This window comes from Pyrinomonas sp., from assembly GCF_040289685.1.
GTDB lineage: Bacteria > Acidobacteriota > Blastocatellia > Pyrinomonadales > Pyrinomonadaceae > Pyrinomonas.
In genome coordinates, this window is record NZ_PSLQ01000110.1 from 1,138 (window position 1) to 4,906 (window position 3,769).

The 3,769-nt window shown below is 61.7% G+C and carries 3 protein-coding genes; all 3 read left to right on the forward strand.

Annotated features, from left to right (window positions below):
* Nucleotides 1-1,183 (forward strand): glycosyltransferase family 2 protein (locus C4334_RS14360; RefSeq protein WP_352432776.1); only part of this gene is annotated, 1,183 nt, incomplete at its 5' end.
* A 221-nt stretch (nt 1,184-1,404) separates the two neighbouring features.
* Nucleotides 1,405-1,965, forward strand: coding sequence for a DedA family protein (locus C4334_RS14365; protein ID WP_352432777.1), 561 nt, complete (start codon nt 1,405-1,407; stop codon nt 1,963-1,965).
* A gap of 182 nt (nt 1,966-2,147) precedes the next feature.
* Nucleotides 2,148-3,476 (forward strand): chromate efflux transporter, encoded by a 1,329-nt coding sequence (gene chrA / locus C4334_RS14370; RefSeq protein ID WP_352432778.1) that lies wholly within the window; start codon nt 2,148-2,150, stop codon nt 3,474-3,476.
* Nucleotides 3,477-3,769: the final 293 nt, after the last annotated feature.

Genomic DNA, 3,769 nt, shown 5'->3' on the forward strand with positions numbered 1-3,769 from the left:
TGGGGCGCTTGCCGCCGCGCAGCGCGTGCGCGCGCGCCGCCGCGAGCGTTGGCATGCCGGCGCCGATCATCAGCCATTCGTTTCGGTGATCGTGCCGGCTTACAACGAGGAGCGGGTGATCGAGCGAACGATCGCCAGCTTGCTCGCCTCTGATTACCCGCACTACGAAATCATCGTCGTCGACGACGGCTCCACGGATCGAACCTTTCAGGTCGTCAGCGAAAGATTCGCCGGTGAGCAGCGCGTGCGCGTCTTTCGCCGAGAGAATGGCGGAAAGGCCGAAGCGCTCAACTACGGACTTCGTCACGCACAAGGCGAGATCGTCGTGGCGCTCGATGCCGATACGGTGTTCGCCACTGGGACGTTGCGCGCGCTCGCGCGCCGCTTCCACGATCCGAACCTAGGCGCCGTGGCAGGCAACGCCAAGGTTGGCAACCGGATCAACATCGTCACGCGATGGCAGGCGCTCGAGTACATCACCTCGCAGAACCTGGACCGGCGGGCCTTCGCCTCGTTGAACTGCATCACGGTGGTGCCTGGCGCGGTGGGAGCTTGGCGGCGCGAGCTGATCGAAAGGGCAGGCGGTTTTTCCGGCGACACGCTCGCCGAGGATCAGGATCTGACGCTGCGCGTGCGTCGTCTCGGTTGCAAGATCGGTTACGAAGAGGAGGCCATCGCTTGGACCGAAGCGCCGGATACTTGGCGCGACCTAGCGCGACAACGTTTCCGTTGGTCGTTCGGCACGCTTCAATGCATGTGGAAGCATCGCGATGCGCTGCTGCGGCACGGCACGCTCGGATGGATCGCGCTGCCCAACGTCTGGATCTTTCAGATCCTCTTCCCGCTCGTGTCGCCTGTCATGGACCTCGTCATGGTGTGGGCGCTCGGGGCCGCGGCGTTCGACCGCCTCACACATGGGCACGAATACTCTTCCGTCGATCTGCAGCAGACGCTCTTTTACTACGCTCTCTTTCTCGCCGTAGATTGGCTGGCGGCCATTTGTGCGTTCATGCTCGAAAAGCGCGAACAATGGAGTTTGCTCTGGTGGCTCTTCTGGCAGCGTTTCGGCTATCGCCAGTTGATGTACTACGTGATGCTGAAATCGGTCCGCACGGCGCTCGGCGGCGCGTTGGTCGGGTGGGGCAAACTCGAAAGAAAGGCGACGGTTGAAGCTCCGTATTGAAGCGCTGGATCGCAGGATTCGGGTGATGCAAAGTTCCCCATGCGGGCGAGGTCAGGATCGATGCTGAACGCTGGACGCGAGGTCATCGCGTCGGCGATGTCGTTGTGCGATCGCCGCGCGTGTGAAATCTTCAGCTCGTGATCATTGCACAAGCGGCGGCCCGCTTCGCGAGCTGCGCGCTCGACCGAACGAGCCGCTGCGCTTTGAATCATGGATGAATCATGGAAGATTTTCTGCTCAACTATGGGGTGTTGGCGGTGTTCGCGCTGGCGCTGGTCGAGGTCGATGCAGCTCCCGTTCTCGGCGGCGTGGTGGCGCATCTTGGCTACCTTGCGCCTTTGTCGGCGGTGCTGGCGGCGGCTACTGGGGCCTTTGTGAGCGATTGTGTGTGGTACTGGGTAGGGCGATTGAACGCCAGTTGGATTCGCTCAAGCTGGCTTTACCGGCGGGCGGGCGAAAGAGCCGAGCGCCTTATCAATCGCTTAGGCTGGCGGCAATTGCCGCTCTGTCGGCTTTTCTACGGAACGCGCGTTGTCACCATGGTCTTGTGGGGAACGAATCGCCGCCATTTCGGGCGCTTTGCGCTCATCGATGCATTGAGTTGCACGATGTGGGCAGCTTTGCTCACCGGCATTGGATATGTGTTGAGCGGAAGTGCCGAAGCGATACTCGGCCGCATCAAGCGCGTCGAACTTTGGTTGCTCCTCGGCTTGCTCTTCGTCGTCGGCAGCAGCCTCGTGCTCCGGCGCGTGGTCGAAGGCGGCGAGAAAAGTTCGCGCTGATGCGCGGCGCGCTCTGATGGACGCGCCCCGTGAATCATGGAAGCGACGACCATTTTGCCCTGTGAGAGCGATGGCGGTGCGACGCGCACTCGAAATCAGCGCGTTGACGACGATGCCCCCATAGTGTGACGTAGGGGGCGAATCCGGCGCCGAGCGCAAAAAGGATGTTGCCAGCCAAGGAGATGGCCAACCGTTTAGGAACGCGCGTGCGGCGCGGTCGGCGAAAGCTTAAACGACTGTCGCGCACGGCAACGCTCGGCGGCCTCTTCCTCTCGTTTCTGAGGATTGGCGCAACCGGTTTCGGCGGTGGCTTGGCTGTGCTAACGCAGATCAGGGCGTTGGCCGTCAACGAACGGCGTTGGTTCACTGAACGCGAGTTCATCGAAGCGGTGGCACTGGCTCAGAGCTTGCCCGGAACCAGCGCCGGCAATGCGGTCGCTTACGTGGGATACCGTCTGCGCGGTTGGCGTGGTGCCGCTGCTGCCATGAGCGGCTTCATGCTGCCCTCGATGGCGATGATGATCGGGCTGGCGATCCTCTACCGCCATTTTCGCTCGCTGCCCGATACAGACCGCCTCTTTCATGGTCTCAACGCCGCAGTGGTCGCGTTGATCATCGCGACCGCTTGGCAGATGGGGAAGAACGCTCTCCACAAAAAATGGCAACGGTGGCTGGCGCTCGGAGCCTGCTTGGCCGTCGCTCTCTTCAAAGCAACGGTGATTGAAGTGGTGCTGCTTGCCGGATTGGTCGGCCTTTACGTTGACGCTTACGCCGAAAGGCGTTGGCAGAAGTGGCGCCGGATTCGTCGCTTGGCTGAAAAGAGGCGCGCCGTGCTCGCGCAGTACGAGCGCGATGGCGTGATCAGCGGGTACCTAACGCGCCCGCTCTCGCAATCGCAGACCGACGAGAGGGTGGGAAAAGAATCAACCAAGCTGCGCGCGTTCGGCTTGCTGATCGCGCTGGTCCCATTGCTCGCCAAGCTCGCTTTGCTGGCGACGTTGGCCGTCGTCTTCTTTCGCATCGGCACCGTTGCCTTCGGCGGAGGATTGGCGATGTTGCCCTTGATCGAAGCCGAAGTGGTGGAGACACATCACTGGTTGACGCATCAGGAGTTCGCCGACGCGACGGCGCTCGGGCAGATCACGCCAGGGCCGGTGTTGATCTCTGCGACGTTCATCGGTTATCGCGTTGCCGGATTGCTCGGCGCCCTAGTCGCCACCGGCAGCATCTTTCTGCCGGCCTTTTTGCTGACGATCGCTGCTGGATCAAGCTTGCGCCGATTTCGGTCCAATCGGCAGGTGCAAGCCTTCTTGCGTGGCGTCACGCCAGCGGTGGTCGGATTGTTGGTCGCCTCGGCGTGGAGCATCGGTCGCGCCGGCATCCACACATGGATCGGTTTGAGCTTGGCTGCCTTGGGCGTTTTGATCCTTTTGCGGTTTCGCCTCAACCCCGCTTGGATCGTCTTTGGGACGGGGTTGATTCGATTTCTGATCGGCTTGGTGTTGTGGTGACCGTATAGTCTCTCCACGCGGCGCTTGAGCCGTGAGTGCCTCTGGAGCGCTACCGCCACTCAACACGGTAGGCGATTTAATCAAGCCTCTATAGCTTAAGCCGTGGGTGCCTCTGGAGAACCACCGCCACCCAGCACGCGCGCGACGCCTTCGTGTCCCACGGTTCGCCTCCGATCAGGTGGACGCCTTGATACCTGATTGTGTTGGGTTTTCAAGTCCGCATCGGGCGCTTCACCCCCACCCTTGTAAGGAGTGGGCCGCTCGCGCGGGATCCCTGTAACCTCGACCACTTA